Here is a 13,724-nt window from a genome sequence, read left to right on the forward strand (position 1 = left end):
GCCTTGGAACACCTGGAACGCACCCCTCTGTTCACAGCCCTGACCCGGCCGCAGATGTTCGCGGGCGTCACGTACAACTATTTCGTCATCAATGCCGTGATCGCCGCGGAGCTGTTTCTGATCTTCCGCTCGGTCTGGGTGCTTCCGATCGCCTTGGTCATACACGGCGCCGGCGTACTGCTCTGCCTGCGCGAGCCCCGGACGATCGATCTGTGGCTGATGCGGATCGGCCGATGCCCCCGCGTGCGCAACCACCACATCTGGCGATGCAACTCCTACCGTCCCTGAGCCAGGGGGCTCGCACCGTAAGGCGTGAACAGCCGGCAGGGGCGCATCTGCCCTACGCCCGGCACGTCAACGATTGCACGCTGGAGACGCGGGACGGCTTGCTGCTGCAAACCATCCGTTTGCGGGGCCTGCTGTTCGAAACCGCCGACACCAGCGAGCTCAACTATCGCAAGACCCTGCGCGACGCGATGCTGCGCGCCATCGGCTCTTCGCGGTTCGCCCTCTATCACCACGTCGTCCGGCGACGAGCAGAGATCGATCTGCACGCGGCCTATCCGGACGGGTTTTCGCAGACGCTCGGGGACCGCTGGGCCGACCGGCTCGCCACGAAAGAGCTGTTCGTCAACGACCTCTATTTGACGCTGGTCCGCCGCCCGCTGCAGGGACGGATCGGTGTGGCGGATCAGGTGCGCAACTGGTTCGTTCGCGCCGGCGAGGAAGCGGGCGCCGCCCAGGCCTGGGAACTGTCGCAGCTGGATGCGGGCCGGGACGCCCTGATCGCGGCGCTGGGCGACTATGCGCCCCGCCTTCTGGGGGTCTACGAGACCCCCGACGGCGTCTGCTCCGAACCGCTGGAGTTCCTGTCGGAGCTCTACAACGGCGAACAGCGGCCCGTGCTGCTGCCGCATCAGGATCTGGGGGCGTATCTGCCGTATCGCCGAGTCAGTTTCGGCCAGGAGGCGGTGGAGCTGTCGGCGGCCGGACATGTTCCCCGCAGCTTCCTGGGCCTGGTCTCGATCAAGGACTATCCGGCCTTCAGCGCCCCGGGCATGTTCGACGAGCTGCTGCGCCTGCCGTTCGAACTGACCATCACCCAGTCGTTCGCCTTCGTGGAGCGAGGCGCCGCGCTGGAGCGGATGAACCTGGCCCTGCGCCGCATGCGTTCGGCCGAGGACGAGGCGATCTCCCTGCGCGGCGAACTCGCCCAGGCCAAGGACGATGTCGCGGCCGGGCGGGCGGGCTATGGCGAGCATCACATGACCATCGCCGTGCGCGGGGCGACGCCCGCTGCGGTCGACGCGGCGGTCGCGGAGGTGACGGCCAGTCTGGCGGATATGGGCATTGTCGCCGTTCGCGAGGACATCGCCCTGGAGCCGGCCTTCTGGGCCCAGTTTCCGGCCAACTTCAAATACATCGCCCGGCGCGGACTGGTGTCGACGAACAATTTCGCCGGCCTCGCGAGCGCGCACAATTTTCCGCTGGGAGCGGCGACCGGATCGCATTGGGGCGACGCCATCACCCTGCTGGAGACCACGGCCGCAGGGCCCTATTTCTTCAACTTCCACCAGGGCGATCTCGGCAATTTCACGGTGATCGGCCCGTCCGGGTCGGGCAAGACGGTGGTTCTCAACTTCCTGCTGGCCCAGGCCCGCAAGCTGAATCCCCGCATCATCTTCTTCGACAAGGATCGCGGGGCGGAGCTGTTCATCCGCGCCATCGGCGGCCGGTACGACGTGCTCCGTCCGGGCCAGGCCTCGGGGCTCAACCCCCTCCAGCTGGAGGACACGCCGGCCAACCGCGGTTTCCTGGTCGACTGGCTGAGCCAGCTGGCCGGCGGCGCCGACGTGAATGACCTGGCGCGGATCCGGGATGCGGTCAGCGCCAATTTCGACCAGCCGCTCGCGCATCGTCGTTTGAGACATCTGGTCGAGCTGTTCCGCGGCGACCAGCGGCCCCACGCCGAAGACCTGTGGTCGCGCCTGCGCCCCTGGTGGGGGAAGGGCGACCGGGCCTGGTTGTTCGACAACCCCGAAGACCTGACCGACCTGTCGGTCGAGACCGTCGGCTTCGACATGACGGTGCTGCTCGACGACCCCGCCGTCCGCACCCCGGCGATGATGTATCTCTTCCATCGCGTGGAGGAACGGCTGGACGGTTCGCCGGCGATCATCGTCGTGGACGAAGGCTGGAAGGCGCTGGACGACGACGTCTTCGTGCGCCGTATCAAGGACTGGGAAAAGACCATCCGCAAACGCAACGGGATCGTGGGTTTCGCGACCCAGAGCGCCCAGGACGCGCTGGAGAGCCGCATCGCCAGCGCCATCATCGAACAGGCCGCCACCCAAATCTTCATGGTCAACGCCAAGGCGCGGGCCGAGGATTATATTCAGGGCTTCGGGCTCACTCCCCATGAACTGGATCTGATCCGCACCCTGCCGGACAGCGCGCACTGTTTCCTTATCAAGCGCGGCGGCGAGAGTGTGGTCGCCCGTCTGGATCTGTCGGGCGAGACCGATGTCCTGACCATCCTGTCGGGCCGCGAGCGGACAGTCCGCGTGCTTGACGAGGTCCGCGCTGCGGTCGGTGACGATCCGGCGGACTGGATGTCGCCCTTGCTGGAGCGCGCGTGATGGCGACCTGCCCGGCCCTCTCCACCGGCGACGCCTTCCTCACGGCCTTGCTGCGCCACATCGACTGTCAGGGCGAGACGCTCGGTGCGGCCGGCTATCAGCTTCTGGCCGATCCGGGCTCGCCGATTGCGATGGTCCTGACGGCCCTGCTGACGATCTTCGTCGCCCTGTTCGGCCTGCGCATGATGCTCGGCGAGACGCCGGCCTTGCGCGACGGGGTGATGGCGGTGGTCAAGATCGGCGTGGTGCTGACGATCGCGACCAGTTGGCCGGCGTATCGCACCGTCGTCTATGACGTCGTCGTCGACGGCCCGGCGCAGCTGAGCGCGGCCATCGGCGGATCGGCCCGGCTGCCCGGCGCCGACGGCGATCTGGTCGGCCGCCTGCAGGCCGCCGATGTCGCGATCACGCGTCTGATCAACCTCGGCACGGGCCGAAGCGACGTCACGGCCCTGACGCCGCCGGGCGACGCCGTTCCGGGGCAGCCGCCCCGGCGCACGCCGATCGCGGACGACCCGGCCTTCGGGATCGCGCGCCTGGTCTTCCTGGCCAGCACTGTGGCGGCCTTCGCCGTCGTCAGGCTGACGGTCGGCGTCCTGCTGGCCCTGGCGCCGCTGTTCGCCGGCCTGCTCCTGTTCGACCTGGCGCGCGGTCTCGTCATCGGCTGGGCGCGGACTTTGGTTTTCGCCCTGCTGGCCTCGACCGTGGTGACGATCCTGCTCGGCGTCGAGCTGGCTCTGCTCGAACCGTGGCTGGCGCAGGTGACCGCGCTGCGCCAGGCCAGGACGATCACGGCGACGGCGCCGGTCGAACTGCTGATCCTGTGCCTCGGCTTCGCCCTGGCCCTCGCCGGGTCTCTGGCGATGGTCCTGCGGCTCGCATTCATGTTGGACCTATCGCGCGTCCAGCGCCAGGGCGCGGTCGCGCCGTCGCTGTTTCAGGCCGCCCCTGAACCGGTCCTGACAGTCTCGCCGCCGCCAGCGGCCGAGCGTCCCGCGCCGCGCGCCCACGCCGTCGCCGACGCCCTGTTCGCCGCCCAGCGCCGCGAGCTGGCGGCCCAGGCGTCAGCGTCTTCCAGATCGTCCGGGCGTGCGCCGTCCGCCCGCGTTCGAGCCTCGGCCTTCGCCGACGCCTTCACCCTCCCGGCCATGGGTCAGATCCTGCGCCGGACCCAGCCGCGGAAATCTCTCGGGGCCGCGCTTCGGGACCGCCGTTCATGAAAAAGACCAGCCGCGAAGCGCTGAACGCCTACTATCGTGAGGCCGGAAGCTGGGCCACGGACCAGATCGAAGCGCTGCGAAAATCGCGCCGGATCGCCTGGTTCGTCGCGGCCGCCGCTGTAGCCGTGGCCGTGTCGGAAGCCATCGCCCTGATCGCGCTGATGCCGCTCAAGACCGTCGTGCCTTATACGCTGATGGTGGACCGCACCACGGGCTTCGTCCAGGCGCTCAAACCGCTCGACCCGGGTCAGATCACCCCGGACCGGGCCCTGGTCCAGTCCATGCTCGTCCAGTACGTCATCGCGCGCGAAAGCTTCGATATCGCCACCCTGCAGACCAACTACGAGAAGGTGGGTCTGTGGTCGGCCGAGCGAGCGCGCAGCGACTATCTGAACCTGATGCAGGCCTCGAACCTTGACGGGCCGTTGACCCTGTACCCGCGAAGCTCGATCGTCGAGACCCGGGTCAAGAGCGTGTCCCGACTCGACGCCCAGTCCGCTCTCGTGCGCTTCGAAACCGTCCGCCGCGACGAGGGTGGGCAGCATCAGCCGCCGATGCCGTGGGTGGCCATCGTCCAGTACCGGTTCTCGGGCGAGCCCATGTCCGCCGAGGACCGCTTCCTCAATCCGCTGGGCTTTCAGGTGGTCGAATACCGCCGCGACCCGGAAGCCCTGCCCGCAGTGGAGCCGGCGCTCGCACCCGACCTGTCCATGGCCGAGCCGATCGAGGCCGAAACCGCCCTGGCGGGGCCGGGCGTAACGCCGTGAAGCGGTTCCTTCTTCTGGTCCTGTTGCTGGCCGCGCCGGTCATGGCGCAGACACCGCCCGCGCCAGTGGACGCCCGGCTGCGGACGATCGCCTACGACGCCGGCCAGGTGTTTCGGCTGCGGGTCGCGACCGGCTATCAGTCGACCGTCATCCTGAGCCCCCAGGAGCGAGTGGAGAATGTCGGGATCGGCGACAGCGACGGTTGGCAGGTGACGCTCAACGGGCGGGGCGACGCCCTCTTCATCAAGCCGCTTCGGCAGAACAGCGCGACCAACATGACGGTCATCACCGACGCCCGGGTCTATAATTTCGAACTGTCGTCGGCCTATGCGCCGGGCGCCGACACGCCCTTCACCGTGCGTTTCGCCTACCCCGCAGCCGCGCTGTCGGCAGCGGAAGCCGGCGCGCAACTCAGCGTCGGACGATACCGCCTGAGCGGCGCGCGGTCGGTCCGTCCGGTCGCGGTCAGCGACGACGGCGTGCGCACCTCCATCGAATGGCGCGATCAGCAGGCGATTCCAGCCGTCTTCGCTATAGACGAGGACGGCGAGGAACTGCTGGTGGAGGGCCACATGCGCAACGGCCTGTATGTGATCGACGCGGTTCACCGGACGCTCCTCTTCCGGGTGGACGGGCGGACCGCGCGGGCCAGACGCACCAGCACCAGGCCTCCCCGGTGACGCTCGGCCCCGACAGCGCGCGTCCCGCGGACACGGCCGCGGCGGACATCCGCCCGATGGTCGCCCGGCGTCGCGGTCCGGCGCCGACCTGGTTGCTGTTCGGCGGCGTCGTCCTCGGGGGCGTCTTGCTATTCGCCGTCCTCGACGGCCAGCGGCGGGCCGCCACGGCGCCGACCACCCAGGCCAGGTCGGTCGATCGGGTCAGCATGCCCGCTCACCTGCCGCCGCTCTACCTGCCGCCGGAACCGCCGCCTCCGCCGCCTCTCCCGGCGGCGCCCGAAGTTCCGGTCGCGACCCCGCCGCCTGCGGTCGTCGCGCAGATCCCTAGGGCGTCCGCCCCGTCAGCGCCTCTGCCCAATTTTCCGGCGCCGGCCTTTGCGCCCCCGGGACCTGCGCCAGCGCCCGTGCCGGTTGTGGCGCAGGGCGGCGGGACAGGCGTGGTCCTGGTGGTCGATACGACAGCGCCTGCCCAAGGGGGGGGCGGGGCCGAGGGTGCCGCGGCTGGAGCAAATGATCCGGTCCGCACGACCCGGCTTCGCCGTCAGGCGATGACGGTGCCCCAGGGCACGCTCATCCCGGCGGTCCTGGAGACCGCGCTGGACTCGACGCGACCGGGGCACGTCAGGGCGATCGTCTCCCGCGACATCACCGGATTCGACGGCCGTCAGATTCTCATTCCCCGCGGGACCCGGCTGTTCGGGGACTATCAATCGGACATGGCGCCGGGGCAGGGCCGCGCCCTGGTGCAATGGACGCGCCTGGTGCGGCCTGATGGTGTTTCCGTGGCCCTCGCTTCGCCCGCCGCGGACATGCAGGGACGGGCCGGGGTTCAGGGACGTGTCGACAGTCATTTCCTGGAGAGGTTCAGCTCGGCGCTCCTGCAATCGACGATGAATATCGGAAGCGCCCTGGTCACTCGCAGCATCGGCGGAGACGCGCCCGTGATCGTCTCGGCGACGGGAGCGGTGACAGCGCCGGCCACCGCGACAACAGGATCGAACGGACAGCCCACGCTTCGCGTGGACGCCGGCGCCCGGGTCGCAGTTCTGGTTGCACGCGATCTGGAGTTCTCGTCCGGCGAGGCACGGCAGTGAAAGGCGTCCTTCCCGAAGGCCAAGTCTATCTGCAAAGCTACCTCGCGCCCTTCGCCGGCATTCTCGCCCGGACGGATGTCACTGACATCTACGTCAACGCGCCGGAGGAATGCTGGGCTGAGACCTTGGGCGGCCGCATCGAGCGGCACGCGGTCACCGGTCTGAACAAAGCGGCTTTGGATCGGCTGGCCCGCCAGATCGCGGCCTTCGCCCATCAGGGCATCAATCGCGAACACCCGATCTTGTCGGCGGCCTTACCAAGCGGCGAGCGAGTGCAGATCATCATCCCTCCGGCCACGCGGGGCGGCATCGTGCTGGCGATCCGCAAGCACGTCTCCTCCGATCTGGGGCTGGAAGACTACGTCGCCGCGGGCGCCTTTGAGTCCGCCCTCCTGGGTGGGTCACGGCACGAGACCGACCTGGATGCTGAACTGCGCGAACGGCAGCAAACCGGCGACGTCGTCGGCCTGCTGGGCGCGGCCGTAAAAGGCCGTCGGAACATCCTGATATCGGGGGGCACCTCGACCGGAAAAACGACCTTCCTGAACGCACTGATCAAGGAGATTCCGCAGGACGAGCGGCTGATCTTCATCGAAGACACGCCCGAACTTCACCTGCGTCACGCCAATTCTATCGGCCTCATCGCGCCCCGCAGCGCGCTCGGCGAAGCGCTGGTCACCGCTGAGGATCTGTTGAATGCCTCGCTGCGCATGCGGCCCGATCGGATCATCCTGGGCGAACTGCGCGGGCCGGAGGCGTACACCTTCCTACGCGCGGTCAATACCGGTCACCCCGGATCGATGACGACCGTGCATGCGGACAGTCCGGAAAGGGCGATCGAGCAGATCGCCCTTCTCGTCCTGCAGGGCGGGACCACGCTTCGCCGGGAGGATGTCATCCACTACATCCGCTCGACGATAGACGTGTTCGTGCAGCTCTCTCGTAAAGCCGGCCGGCGGAGCGTGTCGGAGATTGCGTTGAGAGCTGAGAGGTGACGCCATGCTCTCGAAAGCGGACCTGCTGAAGGTCCGCAATGGGTGGAAAGCGGACGTTGGGTTCTATCGGCGACGCTTGAAGATGTTGAGCAGTCGCGCCGACAATCCTCGCGAAATCACGTCGCGCAGCCCTTGGCCTTTGGCGACCAACCACCCGGTGCGCCAACCTTCGAAAAACCCGAGAAGCGACATTCCGCCGAAGATCGCGAACTCTGCCAATATCAGAATAAACCCTATCCCGATGACGGTGGGATTAGAGGTCTCTGGACTACTCGTAGGGTCTACAAGGCGCATGGCGAGCAAGGCCACACCCATGATGATCGCCGCCAAGGGCAGTGCGGCGAGTTGGAAAACGATTACCGCCGGAAACGTGAAAGCCATGGCGGATGCCAGGGGTCCCGCAAACCGCTTCGTCATCGGCAGGACTAAGAGGCAGACGGATACTAGCCACACCAAGAACGCCAGACAGAGCCATGCGCAGAGCGCCAATAGGTAGAGGAATGTTGGTGGCATCTGGTCGCCAGTAACCGTCAGACAGGGTGCGTCGAGGAGCTTAGCTTTGCTGGAGGTCTCCGCAGCCGGAGCCGTCCCGTCCGTGCGGCCTCATTGGTGTCCACCAACGAGAGAACGGTGATGAACGCGCTGAGCATAGTGAGGGGTAGGGCTAACCAAGCAGGCATGATCGCAGTGTAGCCGGCAACGTAATGCCGGCAATGGGTCGAGAGCTGACCTTCGGTCGAAGGCGAGAAGCGACTGTCAGTCCGACACGACCTCGAAGGTAGTAACTCGACCTTGCTGATCCAGCTCAATCAACAGCCACTCGTGGTCGATAGCCATGAGGCCTCCATCTGGCCCCAGGACATAGATCATCTCGGTCCCTTCCCACTTGTCGGTCGGCGTTGGCGGGCCGAGCAGTTCAACCACTTCAGCGCGGGTCATACCCTTGAGAGGGTGCTCCTCAAGAAAGCTGGCGACCATGTGAGCGCGCTCGCGCGTCTCTAGGTCAGCGTTCCGCCACCGCTCTTGATCAAACGGTCTTTGCGACCCGCAACCAGTTACGACCAGGCAGGCGAAGAGGATGAGAGCGCGCATACGAGGATGCTGTCAGTCTGGGTGATTGTCCGCAATGGGTCGGGAGCCGACCTTTGCCTATGGGTGAAGCGGGCGCTGGCTACCAGAAACATTCACCCGTCAGGCACCGCCACTGTTGAGAGGCGATGAAGAGCGGATAGGCAGTCATCAAAAAGCTGACGAGGGCCAACGGCGCGGGAACGCGGGTCGTTTTCATGGACGCAATCCAAACCCACAACCACAGAGCCAACAGCCCGCCATAGATCGCGAATGCGGGCCAAAGGACCAGCCTGCCCGAATAATGCATCGTGACCTGGTAAGGCATGACCCACGGACAGAAGAAGGCGACCGTGGCAATGATCGCGACCGCCCAACTCTTGTCGATATTGACGGCGCGTTCAGTCATATCCACCCTCCGTCGAAGCTAGGAAGTAGGTAAGCTCAGCCATTTCGCAATGACCGCCTTGGGTCGGGAGCGGAAGGTCACCTGAGGGTGGTTAGCTGCCGTCCGGTTCGTCCGACCGCGTGCGGTTTGGAGCGAGATCACGCCAAGACCTACGACGCTCCTGTAGCTGAAGGTAGGTGGCCAATGGTTCGTCCGGGCTTTTGGTCCACCCGCCCACGCGCTCAATGTCTTGTTTCAGGGAGCTTTCGACCACATTAGCGGCCTCATCGTCGAGGCGTTCAACGACGGTGAGCGCCTGATTGGCCTTGCGTCGGACCTTCCTGCTCTCTCCAGCCTTTCGCGCCGGGATCGCCTTGCGAGACGACTTATCGTTCTCGCCATATGTGTTGCGTCGGTCTTTCGCGTAGCTGAGCGCCTTCTTGTCTTGCGGCGTTCTTGGAGATCTTCCGGGCATCAGACGATGATGCCCGCCGTGGTTCGCTTCTACAATCGTTAACGTCCGCAACGGGTCGGAGCCGACCGTCGCCCTGGGGTGGTTAGCAGACCTAAGGGTTGGCTTGGACCCAGATGGTCGGGACGCCGTGTTCCGTCGCCCATTCCGTCGCCGGAGCTAGTGCCGCCTCAAGCGAAACGTCATCCTCGGGTAACGAGCAGTAGCCCAGTCCTTCGCCGTCCCCCTTCCACGAGTAGCCCGTGCCGTAGAACAGTCCGTTGTCAGTTGCCTCGATAAATAGCCACGATTGATCGTCGCCGATGTCTGGCAATTCCTCACCCGGCTTCACGTAGATGATCTCCGGCATCCTGCGATCATAGCTTCTAACATGCCCATGTCCGCAACGGGTCGGAGCAGACTGTCGCCTCGGAGTGGACAGCGGACTTTGGTGAACGCTGTGGCCCTGCTATCTTGCCGACATGCGCATCATCTCCACGCTGATCTGTGCAACTGCGTTGGCGCTGATCGCCGGAGTGGCGTGGGCGTGTTCCTGCCCATACTGGAGAAGTGCCTCGGATCAACTCGGCTTCGCAGACGTCGCGTTCGTAGGGCAGGCGATATCCTCTACAACGGGGCGCGACGGTTACGTGGTGACAGAGTTCAATGTCTCTCGCACACTGAAGGGAGCTCACCACGACGTTCAGCGGATCACGCACGCGCCCGGCTCTTGGGGCGCCACCTGCGGCATAGACTTCGTTCAATCACGAGATGTTCTCGTTCTCGCCAAGAGGCAGGGCAACAGAATGTCTACAAGCGCCTGCGCCACACCACGCTTCGCTCTGGGCGACTTCGAGCGAGCTGCTGCGCGCTGAGAGCTATTCCGAAACCGGAGTCCGCAATGGGTCGGAAAACGGACGTCACCTCGGGGTGGGACGCGGACGTTTACTGGGCGCGTCGTATCAGCTTCCTCAGCCAGTTAAAGAGAACCGCCGACAAGCCAAATCCCAATGCGAAAACTACCGCCCAAGCGCGATTTCCACTGACAGCACCGCCGGGCCACAGACTTATAAGAAGCGCGAGCAGGGACAGGCACATTCCCAACAGGCCTATGCCGCTGGCGATTGCGAAGCCGGCGTCTGACCCCCGCATGGGCCGCAGCTTAAGCCGTAGTTTGGACTTTGGATCGTCGTGGTCTGGTGCTGACATGCGGCCCTCCCTTTGCGAGAGAATACCCAATCTCCCCACGTCCGCTATGGGTCGGAAGCCGACATCCGCCCGAGGGTGGTTAGCGGAAGTTTGGCGCGGTAGCGTGCCCGATGCTTCAAGCCCGGATGTTCGACGATTTCAACGGCTCGGCGATCCTGCTGCTCTGGGGAGACAATGCCGATATGGCTGTCTTATTGGATCAGGTTCGCTCGCTCGATAAAGACCGGCATACCGTTCAGGTCGGGCATGGGGAGAACACGATAACGATCATGGTCTCCGCCGAGGCTGGCAGGTCACATGTCAGGTCGGACGCCGTCATCTCTTGGGAGTGTTGCAAAGACACTCTACGTCGAACCGCAGACCTGATCGGTCCCCTCCTGAACTCAACCGGGCATCAGTTCGTCGATGCAGATGGTCAAGCGGAAGAGGTCGTCATTTCGGCCAACGAGTATCCGGCAGATTTTGAACGATAGGGCCCACTTTGGGTCGGGAGCAGACTTCAGGTTGGTCCCACACGAATATCCGCATCGGTCGCAGCTCGATGCCCGCTTCTGCCACATAGCGGACCTGGAGGGTCCGAGATCATCCAGAGTAATCAAGGAACCGGGCGACCAGTGGCAACGACCGTGGCTGGGGTTTCCATTCGCCGCTTTCCCACCGGCCGAACGTGCCTTCGTCAACGCCCGCTATTTCGGCTGCTCGCTTTATCGACAAACCGTGTCGCCGACGGTGTGCTAGGAGTTGCTCCCCGGAGGTGACCGGCTCTGGCCATGGCTCATAGGCGAGGTACCTGATGATTGCGGGATACTGATGGACGTAGGGCTCTCGCTCATCTCGCTCCCACCACATCCAGGTCTTGGGGTCGATGCCAACAATCTGAGCAGCGTCGATCATTCGGTGCCCCAGTGCGTGACGACGAAAACCTAGCCGCGCGCCCAAACTCGCGTCTGGCTGCAGAGCCCGTTTGGGCCGGGGCGCGGTCCGGCGGAGCGAAATGCCAGATAGCAAAAAGGCAACACGAGCATGCCGCTGCGGCGTCGGAGGCGGGGGCAAGGGGGCGTGCGGCAAGGCTCCGCGTTGTCAGCGCGACTACCAGAACCGCATCTCGGGCCCGATGTTCGACCGCATCGACCTGACCGTCGAGACGCCGCCGGTCACGGCCTCCGACATGGCCCTGCCGCCGCCCGCAGAGGGCACGGCCGAGGCCGCGGCCCGCGTCGCCGCCGCCCGCGCCATGCAGGAGGACCGGCTGCGCGCCGCCGGGATCGATCCGGCCGCCGCCCGCGACCAGGCCGTCAACGCCCGGGCCTCGGGCGAGACTCTGGACCGGTTCGCGACGCCGGACGAGCCGGGCCGGGCGCTGCTGATGCGCGCCGGGGAAGCCGGCGGACTGACGGCGCGCGGCTGGACCCGCACCCTGCGACTGGCCCGCACCATCGCCGATCTGGACGGCTGCGACGGGGTGCTGCGCCGGCACATCGCCGAGGCCCTGGTCTATCGCCGCTCGACGGTCGGGGCGCAGGGCGATTTCGAGCGGCGGACGCCGCATCACGCTGACGCTGCTGTTTTCTGAAGGACTTTTGAGCGGGCGTTAACCCCTGCAGCCGCATGTTTTACGCCGGGTTGGGTGGGGCTGGAGGCCAGAATGGCGCGGCGAGTGAAGACGGAACCGGCGGACGCAAGACCGGTGGAGGGCGAGGCGCCCGAACAGCAGTTCCTCCGCCTGATGAGCCATGAGATGCGGACGCCCCTGAACGGCGTCATCGGCATGCTGGGCCTCCTGCAACGCACGCGGCTGGACGGCGCGCAGCGTGCCTATGCCGAGGCGGCGCGGTCTTCGGCCGAACATCTGCTGGGTCTGGTCAACGACCTGCTGGACTATGCCCGGCTGGAAGCGGGCAAGCTGGAATTCGACGCGGCGCCGGTCGATCTGGAGGCGCTGGTTCGCGGGGTCACCGAACTGCTGAGCCCGAAGGCCCACGACAAGGGGCTGGAGATTGTCTGGTCGGTCGCGGCCGACGCCGTGGACATCATCGGCGACGAGGGCCGCCTGCGGCAGGTGCTGTTCAACCTGGCCGGCAATGCGGTGAAATTCACCGAGAGCGGCGGCGTGCGCATCACGGTCGAGCGGGTCAACGGCGTGGCGTCGCGGCCGAAACTGGCCTTCATCATCGACGACACCGGCCCCGGCGTGCCGGTCGAGGCGCGCAAGCGGATCTTTGAGGAGTTCGGCCACGTCGACGCCTCGGACGCCAGCCGGTTCGGCGGCGCGGGCCTCGGTCTGGCCGTCGTCTCGAAACTGGCGGCGGCGATGAAGGGGACCGTCACGGTCGCCGACCGGCCCGACGGCCCCGGCGCGCGCTTCCGCTTCGAGGCCGCCTTCCCCGCCGTGAAAGGCGCCGTGCGCACCCGCTCGCTGGAAGGCCGTACGGTCAATGTGATCAGCCCGGACCCGTTCGTGAAGTCTGCAGCCATCGCCCAGATCGAGGCGTCCGGCGGCCGGTTCAAGGCCGACGCGGACGTGGCCCTGATCGATCATGCGGCCCGCGCCGCCGGATCAGGCATGGCCGCGCGGCCCGCCCAGGGCCGCGGCGTCATCCTGCTGAAGCCGTCCGAGCGGGACCTGATCGCCCGCTACAAGGGCGCCGGCTTCCACGGCTATCTGATCAAGCCCCTGCGGCGCGCCTCGGTGGCCGAACGGGTGCTGGCCGCAGCCGGGACACGCGCTCCGCAGCAGCCCGGCCTGCCGCCCCCGCCGCCGCCCGAGGACGATCGCGTGGCGACGACCCGGTTCTCGGGCACGCGGGTTCTGCTGGTCGAGGACAATCCGGTCGGCGCCCTGCTGGCCGCGACCCTGCTGCGCCGCGAGGGCTGCGCCGTCGAGACGGCGGCCAGCGGCTACGAGGCCGTCGATGCGATGAAACGGGCCCGCTACGACCTGGTCTTCATGGACATGCGGATGCCCGGGATGGACGGGCCCAGCGCGGCCCGCGCCATTCGCGCCAGGGGCGACAGGACGCCGATCGTGGCCCTGACCGCCCACGCCTTCGCCGAGGACCGCCGGACCTGTCTGGAGGCGGGGATGGACGATCATCTGGTCAAGCCGCTGGAGCTGGAAAGCCTGCGGTCTTCGCTCGCCCGCTGGACGAACCGCGCGGAGCGCGCCAAGGTCGCCGTCGCATAGAGCGGCGCGGGGGCGTCGCCTTCAGGGAC

Annotated in this window: 14 protein-coding genes and 1 pseudogene; 10 read left to right on the forward strand and 5 right to left on the reverse strand. The window is 66.5% G+C overall.

What is annotated here, in order from left to right; translation table 11 throughout:
• Positions 1-3: 3 nt before the first annotated feature.
• The 7 genes from BrevBR_RS08450 to virB11 are packed head-to-tail and all read left to right on the forward strand — an operon-like array spanning position 4 to position 7,395.
• A complete protein-coding gene (locus BrevBR_RS08450; protein WP_340000614.1) occupies positions 4-288 on the forward strand; it encodes a type IV secretion system protein VirB3 in 285 nt (94 codons plus the stop codon).
• Complete coding sequence (locus BrevBR_RS08455) at positions 267-2,639, forward strand: VirB4 family type IV secretion/conjugal transfer ATPase (RefSeq protein ID WP_340000615.1); 2,373 nt, start codon at positions 267-269, stop codon at positions 2,637-2,639. Before BrevBR_RS08450 ends, BrevBR_RS08455 begins: the two co-directional genes overlap by 22 nt.
• On the forward strand, positions 2,639-3,859 hold the full coding sequence (locus tag BrevBR_RS08460; RefSeq protein WP_340000616.1) for a type IV secretion system protein: 1,221 nt from the start codon (positions 2,639-2,641) through the stop codon (positions 3,857-3,859). The genes BrevBR_RS08455 and BrevBR_RS08460 overlap by 1 nt, the downstream gene beginning before the upstream one ends.
• Positions 3,856-4,626 carry a virB8 family protein gene (locus BrevBR_RS08465; RefSeq protein ID WP_340000617.1) on the forward strand — a complete coding sequence of 257 codons (771 nt, stop codon included), beginning with the start codon at positions 3,856-3,858 and terminating at the stop codon, positions 4,624-4,626. The genes BrevBR_RS08460 and BrevBR_RS08465 overlap by 4 nt, the downstream gene beginning before the upstream one ends.
• Positions 4,623-5,306, forward strand: coding sequence for a TrbG/VirB9 family P-type conjugative transfer protein (locus BrevBR_RS08470; RefSeq protein WP_340000618.1), 684 nt, complete (start codon positions 4,623-4,625; stop codon positions 5,304-5,306). Before BrevBR_RS08465 ends, BrevBR_RS08470 begins: the two co-directional genes overlap by 4 nt.
• Complete coding sequence (locus BrevBR_RS08475) at positions 5,303-6,400, forward strand: TrbI/VirB10 family protein (protein WP_340000619.1); 1,098 nt, start codon at positions 5,303-5,305, stop codon at positions 6,398-6,400. Before BrevBR_RS08470 ends, BrevBR_RS08475 begins: the two co-directional genes overlap by 4 nt.
• A complete protein-coding gene (virB11, locus tag BrevBR_RS08480) occupies positions 6,397-7,395 on the forward strand; it encodes a P-type DNA transfer ATPase VirB11 (protein WP_340000620.1) in 999 nt (332 codons plus the stop codon). The genes BrevBR_RS08475 and virB11 overlap by 4 nt, the downstream gene beginning before the upstream one ends.
• 63 nt (positions 7,396-7,458) lie before the next feature.
• Here the strand turns inward: virB11 and BrevBR_RS08485 are convergent, their stop codons facing one another.
• From BrevBR_RS08485 to BrevBR_RS08500, 4 genes are all read right to left on the reverse strand, one after another.
• On the reverse strand, positions 7,459-7,776 hold the full coding sequence (locus BrevBR_RS08485; RefSeq protein WP_340000621.1) for a hypothetical protein: 318 nt from the start codon (positions 7,774-7,776) through the stop codon (positions 7,459-7,461).
• Between the two features lie 375 nt (positions 7,777-8,151).
• Entirely contained in the window at positions 8,152-8,373 is a 222-nt protein-coding gene (gene bamE / locus BrevBR_RS08490) for an outer membrane protein assembly factor BamE domain-containing protein (protein WP_340000623.1), read from the reverse strand.
• 193 nt (positions 8,374-8,566) lie between these two features.
• Positions 8,567-8,872: a hypothetical protein gene (locus BrevBR_RS08495; RefSeq protein WP_340000591.1), complete on the reverse strand. Its 306-nt coding sequence runs from the start codon at positions 8,870-8,872 to the stop codon at positions 8,567-8,569.
• A 545-nt stretch (positions 8,873-9,417) separates the two neighbouring features.
• Positions 9,418-9,672: a hypothetical protein gene (locus BrevBR_RS08500; RefSeq protein ID WP_340000624.1), complete on the reverse strand. Its 255-nt coding sequence runs from the start codon at positions 9,670-9,672 to the stop codon at positions 9,418-9,420.
• Between the two features lie 964 nt (positions 9,673-10,636).
• Here BrevBR_RS08500 and BrevBR_RS08505 point away from each other — a divergent pair.
• Positions 10,637-10,984, forward strand: a complete 348-nt coding sequence (locus BrevBR_RS08505; RefSeq protein ID WP_340000625.1) for a hypothetical protein — start codon at positions 10,637-10,639, stop codon at positions 10,982-10,984.
• A 109-nt stretch (positions 10,985-11,093) separates the two neighbouring features.
• Here BrevBR_RS08505 and BrevBR_RS16555 read toward each other — a convergent pair whose 3' ends face one another.
• A complete protein-coding gene (locus BrevBR_RS16555) occupies positions 11,094-11,405 on the reverse strand; it encodes a helix-turn-helix domain-containing protein (protein ID WP_445214750.1) in 312 nt (103 codons plus the stop codon).
• Positions 11,406-11,523: 118 nt separating this feature from the next.
• On the opposite strand from BrevBR_RS16555, the pseudogene BrevBR_RS08510 reads away from it, so the two are divergent.
• Both BrevBR_RS08510 and BrevBR_RS08515 read left to right on the forward strand, forming a co-directional pair.
• Positions 11,524-12,084: pseudogene (locus BrevBR_RS08510) on the forward strand (ATP-binding protein); the annotation flags it as partial.
• A gap of 72 nt (positions 12,085-12,156) precedes the next feature.
• Complete coding sequence (locus BrevBR_RS08515; RefSeq protein WP_340000626.1) at positions 12,157-13,695, forward strand: response regulator; 1,539 nt, start codon at positions 12,157-12,159, stop codon at positions 13,693-13,695.
• Positions 13,696-13,724: the final 29 nt, after the last annotated feature.

Origin of the sequence: Brevundimonas sp. BR2-1 (genome assembly GCF_037626195.1) — a bacterium.
Taxonomy (GTDB): domain Bacteria; phylum Pseudomonadota; class Alphaproteobacteria; order Caulobacterales; family Caulobacteraceae; genus Brevundimonas.

Coding starts and splice junctions, on each gene's coding strand:
- BrevBR_RS08455 (WP_340000615.1), top strand. CDS start 267: ATGCAACTCCTACCGTCCCTGAGCCAGGGGGCTCGCACCGTAAGGCGT.
- BrevBR_RS08460 (WP_340000616.1), top strand. CDS start 2,639: ATGGCGACCTGCCCGGCCCTCTCCACCGGCGACGCCTTCCTCACGGCC.
- BrevBR_RS08465 (WP_340000617.1), top strand. CDS start 3,856: ATGAAAAAGACCAGCCGCGAAGCGCTGAACGCCTACTATCGTGAGGCC.
- BrevBR_RS08485 (WP_340000621.1), bottom strand. CDS start 7,776: ATGGCTTTCACGTTTCCGGCGGTAATCGTTTTCCAACTCGCCGCACTG.
- bamE (WP_340000623.1), bottom strand. CDS start 8,373: ATGGTCGCCAGCTTTCTTGAGGAGCACCCTCTCAAGGGTATGACCCGC.
- BrevBR_RS08495 (WP_340000591.1), bottom strand. CDS start 8,872: ATGACTGAACGCGCCGTCAATATCGACAAGAGTTGGGCGGTCGCGATC.
- BrevBR_RS08500 (WP_340000624.1), bottom strand. CDS start 9,672: ATGCCGGAGATCATCTACGTGAAGCCGGGTGAGGAATTGCCAGACATC.
- BrevBR_RS08505 (WP_340000625.1), top strand. CDS start 10,637: ATGTTCGACGATTTCAACGGCTCGGCGATCCTGCTGCTCTGGGGAGAC.
- BrevBR_RS16555 (WP_445214750.1), bottom strand. CDS start 11,405: ATGATCGACGCTGCTCAGATTGTTGGCATCGACCCCAAGACCTGGATG.
- BrevBR_RS08515 (WP_340000626.1), top strand. CDS start 12,157: ATGGCGCGGCGAGTGAAGACGGAACCGGCGGACGCAAGACCGGTGGAG.